This is a genomic window from Paenibacillus sp. J22P218, assembly GCF_056269195.1.
Genome location: NZ_JBWDNL010000008.1, coordinates 131520 through 151421 on the forward strand (window position 1 = coordinate 131520; position 19902 = coordinate 151421).

Consider the following 19902-nt stretch of genomic DNA (forward strand, 5'->3'; position numbering starts at 1 on the left):
CGAGCCCAAAAAAATAACAGGATTCAAAGAGCGATAAGCGTACGTGCAATAACGTAATCTCACTACTTCTTCTTATCCTGCAATCATTTCCCGAACACACTCTGTAAATATGTGGACTGATATTATCATACGAGTGTTGCAATAGAGTTCCAATGAGGCAGTCTTATCCTTTACGGGGGCAATATTACCTTCATGAACTTAGAGTGCGAATTTGCAAAAAGTCGCCATGCGTGGCGCACAAAAAAATCCCCGGCGCATAATGACACCGGGGATTTCTTTAGTGCTTGTAGATTTCACAGCTTTGCTACGGAAGTAACGCCAGTAACGCTGTCTTAGCTTGGCCGTTTGGCATAATCGCGATAAAGTTACGTGCCATAGCGATATCTGCAGCTGATCCAGACGTGACAGCTTTATTGACGGCAGCGGTTGCCGATGCCTCAAGCATTGTATTGTATTCGCCTGCCGTTAACAGATGTAACGCTGTAAATAAACTCGAATTCTTCAGGTGTCCGCCTTCAACTTCGAATGTGGTTCTGGTACCGTCAGACTCGTTCGCTCCGTCAGACTCATTCAGCATGACCGATACGCCGATTCTTTCGTTCGCGAGCAGCGTTGCAGGAGCATTATGAAGCGTATTGAACGGAATCGTCAAAGCGTAAATCGTCGTCTTCGTAGCTTCATCTCTCGTAATATTGGCCACGATATTCGAGATCGGAGCAGTCGGTGCATTGGAGCCTGTAGGACGAGTCCATGCCCATACGACGTTACCGCCGCCATTGCCTCGCGCGAATCCGAATTCATTCCGCGTCGTGCTGTTGGTCGCAGGATTGAGTAGATCAATGCCTAACTGCAAGCTATCCTGTTTCCATATGTCGCCTCCGGTCTGGCTGCTATAGTGCACATCGTCCGTAACGATAATGTACGCATATAGATTGTTATTGTCCCATGCGAAGCGCGACTGTACACTGAGGTCTTGCGGACCGTTCCATGTTCCCATCGTTACATAATCTTCGGTGTTCATTACATATGTCGGTGTTGTAGCAATCTTCGCCGGGTTCTCCGAGCCGACAGAGCTTACCTTCTCCGCATAAGCCGAGTCAACTTTGGCCTTATACGTATAGGATTTGCCATCGTTGAGCTGTAGCTTGAAGGTGACCAAGCCTGCAACATAATGCGGTAAATCTACCGTTACGGATTGGCCTGCCGCAAGACCGGCGAATGGAACCGGAGTGAAACCTCCAGCATATGCAGAGGGGGAAGCAATCGTTAATGTCCCCGGTGCAGAGGTTCTTCCTCCGACATTAAACTTAACGTTTAATTGCTTTGCTGCTCCATTTTGAGTGATGTTGAATACGAACGGCTCCGCCGCCAAATCCGCACCGTAAATACCGTACGGGTTATTCGCTGGGGCGCTGTTTCTGAGACCAGATGCATAATAGTTATTGCTTAGCTCGATCGATGTCCCACCTTGGCGCAGCATGGCATACACATTGTTATTCTGACCGTTCTTAGACGGCTGGAAGTAAGAGGAGTACACATGTGCTTTGCCGGCAGTGACCTCTATACCCGGATTGTCGCCAGGCAACTGAGTGAAGTTAGCTTGCTGGAATCGAACGATACCGTTATTGACGATCGCTCCCGCTACGGTCGGACTTCCCCAGAACGCGCTGTTGTATAGGACAAGTTCCGCGTTAGGGTGGATTTTGGTCGTATTCGCAACATCGCCCATTCTGACATACGATCTGTTCGGCTCTGTCGCGATGTTCGTATTAACCAATTCCGAGTTGATCGCGATGATTTTGGTATGTTGGTCCGCGTCTTCCACATAGAGAGCGTACGTCGTTCCGTCCGAACCGTGACCGATCATCGTCATCTTGCCCGGATATGCGAACTGGCCATTCCCGAGATTTCTCTTCAGGAAGTGGATGCCGTATACCGAACCGAACACGAAATTGTTGAAGATCGTCTGATCTTCCACATCAGCGAATTTGAGCGCACTCATGTATCTTTGTACGAATCCGTACAAATCGCCTGAAGGTGCCGTGTATCCTTGACCTCCTGGAAGTCGCAATGCGTAATGCGGATTGAATTGCATATTGCGAATAAATCCGCCTTCTGCGCCTCCTCCTACCCAGATGCCTGCTCTGAGGAGCGTACCGCCCAGATAATCGACATAGTGACCGTCGGTTTTGTAGGATGCGAGGTCTATTCCTTTATCCCCAATCGGGATCGTTAGGTTGATCGCATATACGCCTGCACCCTGTCCTTGTACCAAGAACGGAGCTTTGAGCGTTTGCTCAGGGTTAGTGAGATTGACGCTAGTGATATTGGCTTGCGTAATGATAAGTCCTCGGAGACCTGCGCCCGCCTTCAACTGAATGAGAGAAGCTCCATTCTCTCCCAGAGCGCCACCGGTATAATTGGTGAATATCGCCGTGCCGCCGCCTTGTGTATGGTGCTGCACATCCCATGTTCCTCTGAGCTCAACACCCTCAGGAACAATGACCGGATTATCCAGTCGATATCTTCCGCCTGGCAGATAGATCGTGCCGCCGCCGTGATTCGCTTTAATATAGTTGAGCGCTTCCTGCAATCTCACAGAGATATCCACGGTCGGTGCGCTGCTTGTTAACGAGCGCGGGAAGTCAAGTCTGAGCACTGCGTCCGATGTCGGTTTTGGATGTACGTCAATATCTGTTTTGACATTCTTAGGAATCGGTTCGAACAAATATTCGACGTCATTGACGATCTGTTTGGTCGTGCTGCTGCCGCCACCGTCTACGTCAAGGTTCAGGTTACTGATATGCGCGGCAAGGTTAGCGCTCTCGATGTTTAAGTTATAGCCAGAGTTCACCGATTTGAACGCCCCGAAATTGGCTCCAAGATTGACATGGTTGCCAGCCTGCTTGAAGTTGCTCTGACTGATTAGTGCGTTGCCTCGGTTAAGGAAATTCAGCGCGTAATTGCTATATTGATCGAACGTACTGTCCTCGAACGATATAACTCCGCCTCTGGCGTTGCTTACAATTGGACCTTTGAATGCAACACCGTTGAATTGAACCGACGTGTTGAAGCGTTCGTCGAATTGTACTGCCGTATCGCCGCCGAATTCGGAATTGGAGATCAGCAGACCGAAGCCGTTGACGTTGTCAATGTACATACCTGTTACACTGTCTTCAACCTTCACTCCGTAGAACTGCGCGTTCGGAGCTTCGTCGCCGCCAGGCTCTCTTCCGATCCACATCCCCGTTTTGTATCCGGAAATGTTCAATCCCGATACGTACTCCCAGTCGGAACGGTGCATCATGAATCCGGTCGCATTCGCTCTTGTGTACGTTCTTGCGCTCGCTAGAGAAGGTGCGCCGCCCAGTCCCGAATTCGCCCAGTATTTCGGATTCACATTAACGTTCTCGATCCGCCCAATGTCCGTACAGGTGTGAACCACGATGCCCTTGTAGAGAGCCGTCATATTGCTGTTCAGCACATAATGCATCTCGCTCGGCAGGGAGATGAAACCTCCCCAAGCGTTGACCAAAGTCACGTTATCCAGCGTCACGCTGTTTCCGGTTCTTTGATAGAACGTCCACGGATACGGAATGCCTTTGATGTTCTCAAATTGTCCTGTCTTCTGACCATCTGCGTTTCTCTTCTCAACAAGGGTTGTCGCATTAATATCCTGATTCGGGTACCATACGGACAGGTTGGTTACACCTGTGCCTTGCTCCATGTCGATGAATCGATCGGACACGTTCGCTACTTTTTTGCCGCCAGTCTGGTTCTCACGCTCGTCAGAGTCAACATACGTGTCATAGTTAGCGGAGTTATGTCCGGCATAGACTGCGAGAATCGTTCCGTCGATTTTGCCATCGTAACCAGCCGCATCCGGGTTATCCCATTCGCCGCGGAGCTGTACGCCTGCTCGCAAGTTTAATACTTGTTTGTATGAGTAGGTTGTATTGCCTGTCGTGCTTTTCACGCTGATTGTGCCGGTAGTCTCCGAACGGAACGCATAGGTCCCCGCTGGAATATACACTACGCCGCCGCCATCATTGTAAGCCGCGTCAATCGCCGCTTGGAATGCCGCTCTGTTATCGAAGTTAACTAAGCCTTCTGTCGCTGCCATCGCTTCTGTCTTTGCACCGAAAGCGAGTACGTTAAAGTCAGAGATCGCCCAATCCTTCGCGTCGTTCACCTGATCGATTGCCGTTCTCATATGTTTCGCGTAATCGTATCGATTCGGGACTGTCAGCACGAATGACTTAGTCTGGGTTACAAGAGCGCCTGCCAGACCTCTCTTTACCGTTGCCGTAAGCGTTACCGTACCGCCGCTGTCTGGACGGCTGGTCGGGATTACGCCTGCTGCGGTAATGAGATTAGCCGCGGATGTCGTCCATGTAATATCCGTCGTATTCTCGCCCGTCGACGGAAGCACTAAGTTCGTTGTCACATTACTCTGAGATGTATTTACGCCTTTGATTAGATTCCATGTCAGTTTGTTGATCATATTAGCTACTGCACCCTCGTCGGTTCCGATACCTGTTCCGCGAACGACAATATTAAAGGTTTTAACAACCGAAGTTGCCGTACCTTTGCTTATTGTAGCCGTAAGGGTTACGGATACATGATTTGCTTGGCGATTAACAGCGCCGGTGGTGCTGTTAATAACCGTATTATTGTTAGATGTCCACACAATGTTCGTACCCGCCGAGCCTGATGCGGCAAGAGTCAGATTGGTTTCAACCAAATCTTGATTGGTATTCGCGCCTTTGATCGCGTCCCAAGTCAGCGCGTCTGAAGCAAGCTGTATCGCTTCTGCATCCGTTGGAGCAATTTCGGTTATTCGAATGCTCTGAATGATTGCTCCTGCTGTAGCGAAACGTAAGTGCGCGCCTTGATTTTGTGCGCCTATCGCGAAGTTAGATCCGTTAAGCACAACTTGTGAAGTTACCCAAGTGTTGCCGCTTCCTGTCGCCGGAAGGCTCGCTGAGCGGTACGCATCATACCCGGAGAAACTGCCAGGATATACGGTGTTATAGTGTAACGAAATACCGCCGGTTGCGCTCGGTCTCCAGTATTTGACCTCTAATTGGACCTTGTTGACTTGCTTAAGCTTAAGGTCATCTACAATGACGTACATGAAATCGCCTACCTGCGCAGAGCCTACACCACTTTGTGGCGCGACTACCACCGGGGTAATGTCTCCGCTCAGGCTGATGCCAATGCCGCTACCTTGAAGCTTATTGCTCGATTGAACGAATGTGTTAGCATCGTTGATGTCAATGAACACTGTAGCAGGCTCGGCAGCCGTACGGAGTACGGTCAAATTAAACGTTTTTGTAACAGGCGTTCCGCTGCCTTTGGTTATTGTCGCCGTAAGGGCTACGGCTTTGTCTTGGCTAGCGTCGCGAGTTACACTGCCAGTTGCTGTATTAATGATACCTGTCGGTGTAGCCGACCATGCGATAGAAGTACTATTCGTACCTGTTGTCGCAAGCGTCAACGCCGTTTTCACTTCGGATTGAACGGTATTCGCATTTCTGATCGTGTTCCAAGTCAGATTAGCGGCTGCATCCGCTATGGCCTGACTATCGGCATTATACTCGACTTGAACTCTTGTATGCGTTCCTGCAAAAGGATACTGCGTACTTTGAGCCGTGCGAGCGAATGTATAGTAGATGTTCCCTGCTGGTTTCGTTAATGTCGCGGAATACACGCCTCCACTCAGAGTACCCGTCGTCCAATCCCCTGCTGCAGGAGTGCTGCCGGTCGTGTTGATCGCGAACTGCACAGCCTGACCGTTCGTCGGCGCTGCTGACGATAACGTTACGTTGCTAGCCGTCACAACAGCTGCGGGAATCGGTCTAGGTGAATCCGCAGTGCTCTGGAAGCGCGGGTTCTTGATATAGATGTCGCCTTGGGGCAGAGCTGCCCATTGCAATTGCAATCTTCCTGAATCTACCGTATCCAGATTAACGGGATTGAAGCCATTCGGAGAATTGGCTGCTGATAATTGCGCACGTACCGTAATCCATCCGTTAGCAGGTCCATTTCGCATTTCGCTAACGTTAAGATTAAGACGCGAATTGGTGTCAATATTATTGCCGCCAGCAGATATGGCAATCCAGTTGTTCCCATTGAAATTCAATAGATCCGCATGCGTAACATACATATCAAATACAAAATATTGATTCGCGTAACCTAATAGATCCTGGTTGCCGCTGCTGTTAATAAAGCGAGCATCCCAGATCCGTTCGATGCCTGCTCCGATTCTTCCAGCGCCCAGCTTGAACGCATTGTTGCCGTCCGGTGCAACAGCATTTGCTCCTTCATTCGAATTAGGGAAGAATGTCGCAGCCTGAGCGTTGACCGCCGCCGGCGCAGCTTTCACCGTCACAGTGAAGGCTTTTGTAGTACTTGCAGTGCCCTTCGTTATGGTCGCTGTGAGTACGACGGTTTTGTCTATTTCTCTATTCAACAACCGATTGACGATTCCGATGCTGCTAATTGCCGCATTGTTCGAGGTCCATGCGACGTTCGTTGTTCCTATTAGCGTCGGAAGACTAAGTGCTGATTTCACATCGGTATCCGAAGTATTACTGCCTTTAATCGTATCCCATGTCAGAGACGCTGCTGCATTGTTAACCACTGTTTGATCGCTAGTAGATGTTACCGTAGTTCTTGTAGATGCGCCGATGAAGGGATAACTGCTGTTTGCTTTCGTGCGCGCGAATACATAGTAGGTAGTTACCGAGGGTAATGTGGCGAATTGATATGAATACACGCCACTATTGAGAATTCCATCTGCCCAACCGGATGTAGGAGCATTCCCATCTTGGCTTATTGCGAATTCCACCGCTTGCCCGGTAGCGGGTGCGTTCGTGGATGCTGTTCTCGTTGCTACGTTAAGTGCGGGAACCGCTGATGGTGAGAGGGGAATGCCTAGATTGCTTTTCTGGAAACGCGGATTCTTGATGAAGACCGGGGTGCTAGGGACACTCGTACCCCATTGCAGATGCATAGCCAGTCTGGTTACTTTGTCCAACCAAGCGTCATTGAAGTTACCAGCTACGGTACTTGAAGACGATAACTTCGTATAGACCGTCGCCCATGTGCCCACCGCCGCATTCGTGACACCGCTTAGATTAAGCTGGAGACGAGAATCATTGTTGAACTTGTCACTAGAGGGATTGCTGTCGCTTACGATGACGAGCCAGTTATTTCCTTGCATACTTTTGAAGCTCTCACTCGGAACGTACATCTCGAATACAAAGTAGCCGTCCTTATAAGCTGATACATCTCTTAGAGGCGACACATTCGGCGTGAAGAGATTGTCCCACGGCGCTCCGTTCTTCGAGGTTCCGGTATTCAGACTCCATGCTGTCTGTCCATCCGGCGCAGCAGTTGATGTCGCCGTATTACTATCTGTACCTGCATTTACGGTCAACAGGTTTACATTATCCCCCCATGCCGCGCTGACTGTCATAACCGGAGAAAACAAAGTAAGTAGCATCGCTGTCACAAGTAACGATGCTAATAACCGTCTCTTCATCATTATGAAATTTCCTCCATACTTCATATTTTTTAGGTTTTGCAGAGATCCCTTAGCTCTTTAGCCAACATTTAAGCTAGCAACTACTAAACCTTTCATGCGTTGTCTATCTACTCTTGATCAGCCCCCTGTGTGAGAATCATTTTTTACCGATCTTGGTAAAGCGCGTCCGTCCACAGTCGATACAATGATAGCGTTTTCAAAAACTCAAAAAAACAACAGGATTCAAAGAGCGATAAGCGTACGTGCAATAACGTAACCTTACTACTTCTTTTCATCCTGTCATCATTTCCCGAACACGCTCTGTAAATATATGGACATATCCTATCATACGAGTGTTGTAATAAAGTTCCTATGAGGCAGTCTTATCCTTTACGGGGGCATTATTACTTTCATGAACTTTGAGTGCGAATTTGCAAAAAAAACACTCCCCATACGGTAGACAGGTTTCGTATTTCACCTGTCTACCGTATGGGGAGCCTATCGATTCAGCGGCAACCTTCTATTCATTTAACATTCCAAAAAACGGAATATCCGCCGGAGCAAACGTATACTCCCCGAACTCCTCCGTCCCAACCCATCGATAGTCATCATGATCCGTCAGTACGATCTCCCCGCTCACGAATCTCGCTTTATATGCGAGTAGCTTGATCATCACCGTCCCGTAATCATGCTCATTGGCGCCGACATACGCATAAGGCTCGATCGTAATGCCCATTTCCTCCAGCAGCTCTCTCCGCAAGCAGTCCTCGAGCGATTCGCCCGCCTCCAGCTTGCCGCCGGGGAACTCCCACATTCCCTCCTGCGACTTCCCTTTGGCTCGCCGTGCAATCAGTATTCGCCCCACTTCGTCCTCAATAATTGCTGCCGCCACTTTAATCATTTCCGTTCACATCCTATACGATCACTTTGATCGCCACCGGCACCAGCGCTGCAGGCATGTCCTCCTTCAGACGCCAGATGATACTCATTGGCTTGCTTCCCTCGTGTCTAACATACTCAGCCTCACCTAAGAATAAGAAAGAAGCGGTGTAGTTGTTCTCCTCTTTGTATTCCCTCACAAACAGCGCGATTCGGTTGCCCGTCTTCTTATGGTTGATGTATCGCTGAGCTGTATTCGTTTGCTCGGAGATCTTACTCTGCGTCTGCCAATGAAAGAGGCGCTCATTCATCGCATAGTCTTCATACAATGTTGAAGGCGAGAAATCCTTATCCGACTTATTCAGCGTAATAAAGAAAATATCCGTCTTCTTGTCTTCAAAATATTTCACGCCCTCGCGGAAGCTCGGTGCTTTGTCCTCGTTCCAGTAGCCAAATGCAGCTAATACCTGGTCAGTCGAATACTTGCAGTGCAGATCGAGCGGACAAGAGTAAGGCAGCTCGTTTCTTTTATCGACAAAATCAATGTGCGTGCTGTTATACTTCAGGATGTCCAATACTTCATCCTTGAAAGCCTCGCAGTCCATAACCGACTGTATACCACTCTCAATTCCTTCGAAACCTAGATTCGCTGGCGCGGTCCGATAGAAGGTGTAGTAGAACATATTCAGCATCAGACGCTCTTCTTCCGACTCCGCCTGCGCTCCGTCTTCCAAGTACCCGATCAAGAATTTGAGCTGTCTGCGTGAATTCATGCTTAACAAAGCTGGAAGCCGCTTCGTCAGCTCATCTTCCTTGGCGAAAGCATAGTCATCGAGAAGTCCTGCCTCCACCATCAGCCTGCGGAACATCCGATTCCCAGTGCGACCGCCATAGTACTCGGACAAGGACATGCCGTGATATTGAACGAAGTTTTCAAGAGTCAGCTTGAGCCCCGTATCTTCTTCAAAATACTTCATCTTGTTCACCAATCGCTTCCGATTGGTCGTTGCTTGCTTCAGGTTGCTCAGAATATAGTCCTTAGATTGTTTCTCCAGCTGAATGAAGCTTCCGCGTGGCAGACTGGAGAAGCCATGCTCTACGTAATGCTGAACGGAATGCTTTGTTTTGCCGAGCAATGCACGGAACTTATCTTGGAAGTTATAGTCCTTATGAGCCTGTCCGATAAAATCAAGCACGGTCAAGCATTCTTTCCCGTCAGCCAACCGCAGTCCCCGACCAAGTTGCTGTAGAAACACTGTCAAGCTATCCGTCGGACGTAAGAAAAGAACCGTGTTAACCTCCGGAATATCCACACCTTCGTTGTAGAGATCAACGACAAAAATCATTTTGAGCTCGCCGCTCACCAGCCTGCCCTTTACGAGCTGACGATCCTCGTCGCTTGATCCGCCATACAGTGCTATCGCAGGTATACCCGCATCTTCGAACACCTTGGCCATATACAACGCATGATCGACACTGACACAGAAACCGAGTCCTTTGACATCGTCCATGTCGGTGACGTATTTTCTCAAGCTGTTCAAGATTTGGGTCGCACGAATCTTATTATGCGTATACAGATTCTCCAGCTCTTGCAGATCATAGCCGCGTCTGGACCATTTCACCTGCGATAAATCCACACTATCCGTCACGCCAAAATATTGGAACGGAGCAAGCAGCTTGCGATCGATAGCATCCGTCAAACGAATTTCAGCAGCAATCGTATCGTCAAAGAATCGTAATATGTCTTTGCCGTCCATCCGCTCCGGCGTAGCCGTTAGCCCCAGCAATATCTTCGGCTGATAGTGAGCAAGCAGCTTCTGATAGGATGGAGCTGCCGCGTGATGAAATTCATCCACGACCATATAGTCGTAGAAGTCCGACGTAGTAAGCTCTGCGAGCTTCATAGAGTTAAAGCTTTGTATACTGATAAACAGGTGATCGATAGACTCTGCTTGATTGCTGCCGACATGTAGCTCGCCGAAGTTCAGATCCTTCATAATGTAGCGGAACGTGTCCATACTTTGCTTCAAGATCTCTTCCCGATGCGCAACGAAGAGCAGACGCGCTCTCGGATTACGCTGAGTGAATCGCTTGTAGTCGAAGGCAGAAATAACCGTTTTGCCGACACCAGTCGCCGCAATGAGCAGGTTCTTCATCCTGCCGTACAATGTCCTCTGCGCTTCCAGCTTCTCAAGAATATCCTTCTGGTAGTCATAAGGCGTAATGTCAAAATGGAAAGTCAGGTCGTTCCGCCCCTGCTCCCTCTTCCTGCCAAGCGCTTCCTTAAGCAGCAGTTCATGTTCCTCATCGGAGGAATGGTAAGCCTTGAATTCCCGATCGTTCCAGTAGCTCTCGAAGGTCGCTTCGATCTTCTTCAGCACATCGTAGGAGTCTTTCTCGGTTACTTTTAAGTTCCATTCCAAACCGCTCGTAAGTGCGGGGTTGGATAGATTCGACGATCCTACGTAGGCGGTCGTAAACCCGGTATCCCTTTTGAACATATAAGCCTTAGCATGAAGACGGGTACGCTCCGTATCGTAGGATATTTTGATCTCTGTGTTCGAAAGCTTGCTGAGCTCTATTATCGCCTTGTCATCGGTCGCTTCCATATAGGTTGTCGTGATAATACGCAGGCGGCCGCCGTTCGCCGTAAACTGCTCAAGCTGTTCCATCAGAACACGAAGCCCACTCCACTTAATGAACGAAACGAGCCAATCAATTTGATCCGAAGTTACGATCTCATGCTTCAATTCGCTCATCATATTCGGCTCCGAATGCGCCCCTGTGAACAACGAGCTTTGTGATAGCGGGGTCGTAGGACGAAGTACCTTCTCCGCTCGGACGCCTCGAATATGATTCAGCTTGGAATAGACGTAAGTAAGCACCTCGCCTTGCTCAGCCAACTGCAGCTCCTCGTATTCCGCTTGCCCTAAGCTATCCTTGAGGGTTGCGATAATATCATTGCAGGTCCGAACTTGCGCGAAGATCGCATCCTCGTCGTTGCTGTTCTGCTCCCGTACCGCCTTCAGCGCCCTGCGAGTGACCATCGCCAAATAGCTCGAAAGCAGCTTCCTCGCTTCCTCGGCATCCAGCGATTCCTTGCCGATGTCATACAGAATCGGGTCCAGCTCAGCGAGCTGCCTCATGGTGACGTTATTGATGATTTGTTCGTAGAGACCTTGTTTCATGCTTCACCTACATACCAAGCATGGTTCTGCTTGCAATTCTGAGATAGCTTCATGCATGGTTTCCGTCCAATAGTATTGGCCGTTTTCCTCTTTGTTCTCAATGACCTTCTTCGTGAAATTGGCTTTACTCACATGTGGACAATTGGCAACGTGTACTTTTACAACTTTGGTTGGCTTATCCGTTATCGTAATATATCCTGTGCCAGCTATTAACATTTCAAACTCAGGAAGCGTAATGATGTGGATTATAGGGATCTACCTCTCTCCTTAATCTATTTTGAGCTAGCTTTTGAAGCTTTCGCCCGCTCAACATGCTGAGCTCTAATAGCAGTGTCCGTTATATTAAGAGAGGCAATCCTCTCCTTGATCGCCCTAACTTCATCACCAGTAAATCGTGGAGATGGGTTCTCCGCTTTAAGTCTCGTCAGTTTCCGCTCAACGAACTCGGTGAGTTCCACATCGTACACAATAAGCTCATCCGAGCCGATCATTCTCAGCTCAGGATCGATACTGAACCTGCATCGCATTGTGAAGGAAACCATAGAGATGTATTTAACATTGGCCAAATCCGTCAATTGCTGCTCCACTGCTTTAATATGGCTATAGTTTTGCATTAACGGATTGTACATCTTAAACCGATTTCCAACGCTCCAATTTCGATCCTCGCGAGTCCCTTTGATCTCGCCATTGTAATTTTTGGTTTCAATCACAAATATGCCATACGAGGAAACGATCAGGTGATCGATTTGAGAGTAACCTGTGCGCGATTTAGAATTAGGGATAAGCAGATCGTTCAAATGCTGGCAGTCCTTTGGCAACTGATCTAGTTGGATATTGATTTTATACTCACCAATTTCTCCGATACGAGTTGATTCTACCTTCGGTTTAGAAGGCTTTTTGCGGGGAGCAGCTTTTGGCTCAGGGTTTGCCTTCTTGGTTTGGAATAGAGCCATCAATTTCTTTAACATTCTGAATCTCCTTCAACACCGCTTTTATCTGGTATAATTCGACAAATTGAATCAGAAGTCCTGCTCATAAGAAAAAAATGGAAAGGTAGTAATGTTGGGGAACGTTGAAGATTGGAATTACATGGAAGGAATTCATTCGAGAGCAAAATTGGCAATACCAAGAACATATCCCGTATGGGTCGCCCAATGATAATGCGTATTTAAAATATTTAATTATTCCAAACTATAGTTTGTTCCCTTGCTGTTCTTGCACAAGTTCCAGTAACTACATGAATTACTTGGCTGCCAAATCGTTCTTTCGACGAAACAAATATTAACACCTTACATATTTGCGCATGAAACTATTTTGCCTTCATCTACTACCTTTTGGATATTTCCTGAAGCTAATAGGAATTTTCTTTTATCTTGTCCCGTTTGACCTTCTGCTGGTCCTACTGCCTTGGTGAATCTATCTCCCGTTAGCAATCACAGCACTCCACATGAACGGTATGCGGGAACATGTGGGGGTTGGATGGATTGTGTGTTAGTTGGTTAAAACCCTTGATCTATAAGGGTTTTAACCATAGAGTATTGTTCGTTTTGTTTGCGTTTGATTGCTTGTTGACGACGTTCGTCAACAAGCCGTCAACACCACGCGCTTGTGAAAAGAGCCAAGGTTTAAATTCTCCTTAGCTCTTCTCTAATACTATTATTTACCTAATAGACTGATAAATTTGCTCAGTTCTTCTTTGGATTCATCAGTTGTCCCCTGCAACTCATTCAATAACCCATACAAGTTATCATATGAATTTGCAATTTCTTCTCTAACTTCTACCAACTCTTGAGCCACTTGTGAAAGTGAAATACCTTCTTCTTCTTCAAACGTATCGACATAACGTGGAATGTTCAAATTGTAATCATTTTCTTTGATTTCATCCAAAGATGCCACATGAGCATATTTCTCAACGTATTCACGGTTATTGTAAGTTTCGATGATTTTGTCGATGTTTTCAGGAGAGAGTTTGTTCTGGTTCTTTCCTTTTTCAAACTCATTTGAAGCATCGATAAACAAAATATCTTTATTTTTGCGAGCTTCACGACCTTTGAACACCAGTACACATGTTGGGATGCTTGTTCCATAGAACAAGTTAGCTGGTAATCCAATAACAGCATCTAACAGATTGTTGTCGATGATATTTTTACGAATTTTACCTTCGGACGCACCACGAAAGAGTACCCCATGTGGTAACACGATAGCCATTGTTCCAGCTTTATCTAAATGGTACAGTCCATGAAGAACAAAGGCATAATCTGCCTTAGATGCAGGTGCTACACCATAACCTTTGAAACGTGTATCTTTTTCTCGATCAACTTCTTTTGAATCCCAATTCTGAGAATAGGGGGGGTTTGATACGACCGCATCGAACTTCAAAGGAATTTGTGTGCCATCTTTTTCAGCAAATGGCCAGTCAGCATCAAGTGTGTCTGCGCGTTTCAACTCCATATTGCGATAATTTACCCCATGCATCATTAAGTTCATGCGAGCCAAGTTATAAGTCGTCGTATTCAACTCTTGACCATAAAACTCAACGCTTCCTTCTTCATTACCATTTGGCAATTCTTTTTGAACTGTCAAAAGAAGTGAACCCGATCCCATTGTAGGGTCATATACACGGAATTGATCTCCAGTACCATCTGCATCAATCGTAACAATTCTCGCTAATATTTTACTGACTTCATGAGGTGTATAGAATTCCCCCCCTTTTTTACCAGCATTGGCAGCAAATTGCCCGATCAAATACTCGTAAACGTCACCCAAAATGTCACGGCCTGAATCGTCTTTGAAAGTAAACTCGTTAATCATCAAAACGATATCATTCAAAGCCTTCGCACGTTCGTTTGTACTTGAACCTAGACGTGTGTCCCCAAGGTTAACATCTGAGAATACGTTTGCAAAGTCAGCTTCTGCGACTGCGTTACGTTTGGCATTTGTATTGAATGAGTCAAACATGTCTTGAAAGTCACTAGCTTTGATTTTATGATTTTCAATTTTTGATACGATCTTGTTCCAAGTATAGGCTGGATCAATCGCATATCCGATTCCTTTACTTATTTCTTCAAGATAATCTTCTTTTTCAGTGTCATCTGTCACTTCGTAGAACTCTTCCAGATCATTGACTTTCAAGTATTCATCTTGATTTTCTGATAAGTAACGATAGAACATAAATGGCAAGATATAGTTCTTGTACTCACTTGCATCCATCGTTCCACGCAGTTTGTTAGCCATTCCCCATAGCTTTGATGTAATATCTGTTGCATTACTCATTTGTGTAATCTCCTTTTCTTATATAAACATTTGTTGAAGTAGTGATTTCTTCAAATTTTTAAGCGAATTTAACTCATGCTGATGAAGGGTGATGAGGTTGTCTAGTTGATTGAAGAATTGACCTACTTTGCTCTGTTCACTTTTATCTTTTGGTAACAGTATTTGGAAGTTCTTCACTTTTTCAGCGTTTAGATTGGGTTGTGTCCCAGTGGATATTAATTCTCTCCACTCTTCATTAATATTGGCTTTTACTAATCTATGATAAATAAAGTCTCTAATAATGATGTCATTAAATACCATATTATAAAAAGCTTGAGACGTTGCAACATCAACATTTAGAATGGCAATCTTACCAACAGATGCATACATCGCCAGAGTAATTGCCCCTTTTGGAACAATCCAGGCAGACGAATTATTTAGCCCCTCTTCGCTTATGTGTTTTTGTGTATAATCAATATATCCATTAGAATTTGAAATATCAGATATCCCTAAAAACGGAATTTCTCCTTTGTAATAATCCTTGTTCGTTGAGCGTGGCGTACCACCGGAACCACCTTTTACAAACATTTCCTTTAATTCTCGCTGTTCCCAAGCATCCGTAAATCCTGGAAAGCGAATTTCAGGAACATCGGCTCCATCTTTCGGAAACATTTTTTGAAGCAGGCCCTTTTTCGTATCCTTCAACATTACTAACTTACGTTGATGAAGGGTGATGAGGTTGTCGAGTTGATTGAAGAATGTATTGATTTTAATTTGTTCAGGAACAGAAGGAATAAGACACGAAACTTTAGAAAATGAATCCCAATACAGCCTTTTTCTGAAATCCGTGACCCCATATGAAAAATTATCTATCTGGGTAATTATCTCATGCCTCCGCAAGTAATAATCCATAAATGGCGGAAATAATTTTTCATTCGGAATGGCCGTAATATAGGCAGGGCTTACCATTCCTTCTATTTTTGCTACGCCGATCGCTCCTTGCCAAGCACGCATCATGTTGAATACTAGATCGCCGGAATGCACACCTTTATACAAGGATTTATCTTCACTTCTGCGAACTTCCTTACCCAATGAACTGCTGTCTAATTCACCGTTTGATATACCGTGATGAATTGAAACCGAAAGAATTTGTAAAGAATTATTACCTCTTTCGTTTCTTTCCGTGTAAATCTCCCCCAACTTACGTTGTTCCCAAGCGTCAGTATATCCTGCGAATCTAAATTGGGGTGATGTTGTTATGTTATCGCTCATTCCTGATCTCCTTTTTGTAATCTGTATAATTTCATCACTAGACTACTCACCCTTCTTAATTACATCAGCCATTTCGTAAAATGCCTTACGGAATTCAATGCGATATCGTACCCAGGATAATTCCGCAATCTTTTTATCTGCAATTTCTTTATAATCAGCTCTTGCGTCATTCATGATTGCTGTTAGCTCACCTTGTTTATCCATATCCTCTTGACCTAAACGGTGTCTCTTAATCAAGCTTTCAAGTTCCTTAGGCTTAGTGCTGTTATCAAGTCCCCAAGTACGGATGAAGTTCGTTACAAGTAAAATATTCGTATCCTTTTGTACTTTGTCCATCGCTTGGTTCATTTTTTCAACACTTCGAGGAGCTGGATAATGATCAAATACAAACTCTTTTGAGAAAATTTTAGATACAAAGTTGCGCATCTTAGATTTTTCTCTTTCATTATCTGACTTGGCAATTTCAATATGGATTTCATCACGTGTCTTTTCTGCTTTAGTCATAAAGTTTGCATGAACTTCGTCAGCCATACGAGCAATTAAATCAATCAAGTAATCGTAGTTGATGGTAACGTCGTGAATATGAATCATAGAGAGATTGACTTGCGAAATATCGATGTTTTCTCGCTTAGCACGTCGTTCTTTCAACTCACCGGCAATGACAGTTGTTAAAATGACTTCCTGCTCCTCAGTAATTCCTAAACGTTCATAGAACTCTTCAGGATGATCATAAGCAGAAACAGGATTTTTGTCATCATCTTCGGTATATTGTTTCAACTGACTAAGCAAACGATTATACTCTTTCAAATTTTCAAAGACTTCATCTTGTGCTTTTTCACTTGGGGGTAATTGTACAAAATTATCTGTGAGCGTTGAAAGTTTCTTGATAACTTCTTGCATCTCAGCTTGAACTTTACTAAATGGTTTAGAAATGATACCAGACTCTTCGTTGCCTTCTTTCAAATCTTCAAGTGAAAGCTGTTCATCAGCAGATGCACGATTTGAATAGATAGCAAATGCCTTATTCATTTCATACTCGTTTTGCTCTGGCCAACGATAGTTAACAACATTCCCCCAAGGCTTATCGACAAGGTTATGCATTCGATTTGTACGTGAGTATGCCTGAATCAGGTTCCCACCTTTAAGTGTTCGATCAATATAGAGTGTATTCATCTCAGGAGCATCAAAACCAGTCAAAAGTTGGTCAACAACGATAACCAAATCTAAAAAGTTACCATCATTAGCTGTCTTGTTCAACCGTCGTGCTAAGTCTTCAGTGTAGGCTTTAACTGTCGTCATATCAAAAACTGTACCAAACATTGTGTTATAAGCTGTGATAGCCCTATGCAAGTTCTCGTTTGTTTTCAGTTGATGAGTACTATTGGATGTATCTGCCGAAAAGCTCACTGCAACTTTTAATTGTTGATCTACTGGACGATTCGCATTTTCTTCAGCAAATTTATCGAAGTATTCCATCGCTCTTGGTGTACTTGCTTTGTTACCGCCAACATGGACTGTAAACAAGGCATTATACTTGCGGTCATTTGAACGTTTCTTCCAGTTTTCGAAGATGTCATTCACTACCAATTTCACATGTTCTGGGCTATAGTCGTAAACACTACCACGAACATTATCGTCGATATCATCTTCGGTCGGATCTTTAGGAGCCTCGATCGTTTCCTTGAATTCAACGTTAAACCCTAAGACGTTTTTATCCGCAATTGCTTCTTTGATGGTGTAAGCATGTAGAATATCACCAAAGATCTCTCGTGTTTCAGGAAATTTTGGTGTACCTGTATAACCAACCCAGGCAGAATTAGGAATAGCTTTACGAATCGTTTCAAGCATACCATCATTTTCAGTACCGTCTCCAGTTGAACGGTGGGCTTCATCAACGATAAAAAGAATACTTTCATTCAGTGGCTCGAAGCTATCTCTCGCTACATAACGCGACATCTTTTGAATACTTGTCACGATGATGTTCTTATCGCTCTTCTTCGTTAATTTGCGATGAAGGTCTGAAATATTTGCAGTGTCACCCACCACACCCGTTTTCCCTTCAAATCCCGCAACAGGATCATAGGCTTTATATGCATCAGATGTTTGGTTCGTGAGCGCAATTCGGTCAACCAAGAAGACAACTTTGTCTACATTAGATAGACGACTTGCAAGCCATGCTGTCTTGAAACTTGTGATTGTCTTACCTGAACCCGTAGTGTGCCATATGTATCCTAATTTCCCATCATCATATTTGAAATCGAATTTTCTAACTTTATCAAGCACACGTTTTGTGGCATAGACTTGATAAGGACGCATGACTTTGATACTTTCTTTGTTTTTAGTACCGTCAAGTACCATGTAGCGTGTTGCCAAATCATGAGCCATTGGAATTGACAATACTTTATCCGCAAACGTCTTCCACGAACGAACAGGGCGAGCATCATCTTCGTTTTGCCAGTTAAAAGCAAAAGCTCGGTTAAAGCTTTTGAGTGGCGTATTTGCCATATAACGAATATCAAACTGCGTCATTGCGATTAGAATCTGCAAGGTTGAAAAGATACCACTGTATTGTTTTTCAGCAATATACTGTTCCATCTGGTTCAAGGATTCTGTAGTGCTGTGAAGTGCCTTCTTTAATTCTATTTGAATAATTGGCAATCCATTAATGAGCAACGTTACATCAAATCGTCGGTCAAGCTTTCCATCTATAACTTTTGGCCGTTTAATTTGATTTACCACTTGATAAACAGTGTTCCCGCCACCTACTTGGGCTTGGTCGAATACTGTTAAAAACACATGCTTACCATTATCAAGGTCAACTTCAATTTCAGAAACACCGTTAACACCATACAAAAATTGTCCAGCATGGTAAGGTGATTCAATACCAGTGATAATTTTCTTTACCTGGTTAAATTCAGTGACAGACAATGGTTCATCTAAACGGGCACGATTGTTTTGTTCTAGGATCATTTTAAAGTTATCCCAGAGTTGTTCAGTTGTTTTAATGTTTGTTTTGTATTCCCATTGTTTTACTCCACCGATTTTAGTCAAATAATCGATGACTTCATTTTCGAACGCCAACTCCGATTGACTTTTCATTAGATTATTTCCCCTCTAAGGTTTCTTCTATGATTGAGCTCGTAAACTGTCCGATCAAGTCTGCGTATTTGTTTAGCTTACTTTGTAGCTTGAATGTTTCTACGTAAATAGCACCTATTTTCTGCTGCTCCTCAAGAGCAACAACAGGAATAATAATCTCCTCTAAAGAGCGAAGTGGTATTCTTAGAACAGGGCCACTCCCCTGTAACTCCCTTTCTTTTTGTCGCCTGACATCTTTATAAGCATTAAATAAGAAAAGAAAATATCTCTTATCAAGTTGTTCTTTATCAAACTCTATTTTTATGAAGTTGAGAGACAACACTTTACCAACATTTTTTTTACCGACCATCGTTGCAAGTTGTAATGAGTTACTGATAACAACATCACCTTCATTTAACGATGGGTTATTTTGAGATAAGGATTTTTCCGCATCCTTAACAAATACGTCCTTATGATTATAATCAGCTTCAAAAGACGACTGGTCATAATAATTTATTGCTTGGATTTCAAACTGTTTTTGCGCCCTTGTTGGATTTATACCTGGAACGAAGGTTATGAAATCCTTTAATCTTCTTTCCTCCAAATAAATCACCTCCAAACACCCAGATATCATTTTTTTGAAATATTTCTATATTACTTATTGAATCACATAAGAATCGTACATTCAAACGATAAAATGAA

8 protein-coding genes are annotated in these 19902 nt (G+C 44.7%); all 8 read right to left on the minus strand.

Annotation, left to right across the window (positions count from 1 at the left end; all coding sequences use genetic code 11):
- Window positions 1-304: 304 nt before the first annotated feature.
- Window positions 305-7552: an immunoglobulin-like domain-containing protein gene (locus tag AC0YN0_RS27980; RefSeq protein WP_475824234.1), complete on the minus strand. Its 7248-nt coding sequence runs from the start codon at window positions 7550-7552 to the stop codon at window positions 305-307.
- 499 nt (window positions 7553-8051) lie between these two features.
- On the minus strand, window positions 8052-8432 hold the full coding sequence (locus AC0YN0_RS27985) for a (deoxy)nucleoside triphosphate pyrophosphohydrolase (RefSeq protein WP_475824235.1): 381 nt from the start codon (window positions 8430-8432) through the stop codon (window positions 8052-8054).
- Window positions 8433-8445: 13 nt separating this feature from the next.
- On the minus strand, window positions 8446-11598 hold the full coding sequence (locus AC0YN0_RS27990) for a DEAD/DEAH box helicase (protein ID WP_475824236.1): 3153 nt from the start codon (window positions 11596-11598) through the stop codon (window positions 8446-8448).
- A gap of 272 nt (window positions 11599-11870) precedes the next feature.
- Window positions 11871-12566 (minus strand): nuclease-related domain-containing protein, encoded by a 696-nt coding sequence (locus AC0YN0_RS27995; protein WP_475824237.1) that lies wholly within the window; start codon window positions 12564-12566, stop codon window positions 11871-11873.
- Between the two features lie 688 nt (window positions 12567-13254).
- Window positions 13255-14871: a type I restriction-modification system subunit M gene (locus AC0YN0_RS28000; protein ID WP_475824238.1), complete on the minus strand. Its 1617-nt coding sequence runs from the start codon at window positions 14869-14871 to the stop codon at window positions 13255-13257.
- Window positions 14872-14889: 18 nt separating this feature from the next.
- Window positions 14890-16122, minus strand: a complete 1233-nt coding sequence (locus AC0YN0_RS28005) for a restriction endonuclease subunit S (protein ID WP_475824239.1) — start codon at window positions 16120-16122, stop codon at window positions 14890-14892.
- A gap of 42 nt (window positions 16123-16164) precedes the next feature.
- Window positions 16165-19221, minus strand: coding sequence for a type I restriction endonuclease subunit R (locus tag AC0YN0_RS28010; RefSeq protein ID WP_475824240.1), 3057 nt, complete (start codon window positions 19219-19221; stop codon window positions 16165-16167).
- A 4-nt stretch (window positions 19222-19225) separates the two neighbouring features.
- The gene (locus tag AC0YN0_RS28015; protein ID WP_475824241.1) at window positions 19226-19804 is read right to left on the minus strand and encodes a restriction endonuclease subunit S; all 579 of its coding nucleotides are present in this window, start codon (window positions 19802-19804) and stop codon (window positions 19226-19228) included.
- Between the last annotated feature and the right edge of the window lie 98 nt (window positions 19805-19902).

What these genes read in the sequence shown, in the direction of transcription:
- AC0YN0_RS27980 (WP_475824234.1), bottom strand. Translation starts at nt 7,552, where the DNA reads ATGATGAAGAGACGGTTATTAGCATCGTTACTTGTGACAGCGATGCTA.
- AC0YN0_RS27985 (WP_475824235.1), bottom strand. Translation starts at nt 8,432, where the DNA reads ATGATTAAAGTGGCGGCAGCAATTATTGAGGACGAAGTGGGGCGAATA.
- AC0YN0_RS27990 (WP_475824236.1), bottom strand. Translation starts at nt 11,598, where the DNA reads ATGAAACAAGGTCTCTACGAACAAATCATCAATAACGTCACCATGAGG.
- AC0YN0_RS27995 (WP_475824237.1), bottom strand. Translation starts at nt 12,566, where the DNA reads ATGTTAAAGAAATTGATGGCTCTATTCCAAACCAAGAAGGCAAACCCT.
- AC0YN0_RS28000 (WP_475824238.1), bottom strand. Translation starts at nt 14,871, where the DNA reads ATGAGTAATGCAACAGATATTACATCAAAGCTATGGGGAATGGCTAAC.
- AC0YN0_RS28005 (WP_475824239.1), bottom strand. Translation starts at nt 16,122, where the DNA reads ATGAGCGATAACATAACAACATCACCCCAATTTAGATTCGCAGGATAT.
- AC0YN0_RS28010 (WP_475824240.1), bottom strand. Translation starts at nt 19,221, where the DNA reads ATGAAAAGTCAATCGGAGTTGGCGTTCGAAAATGAAGTCATCGATTAT.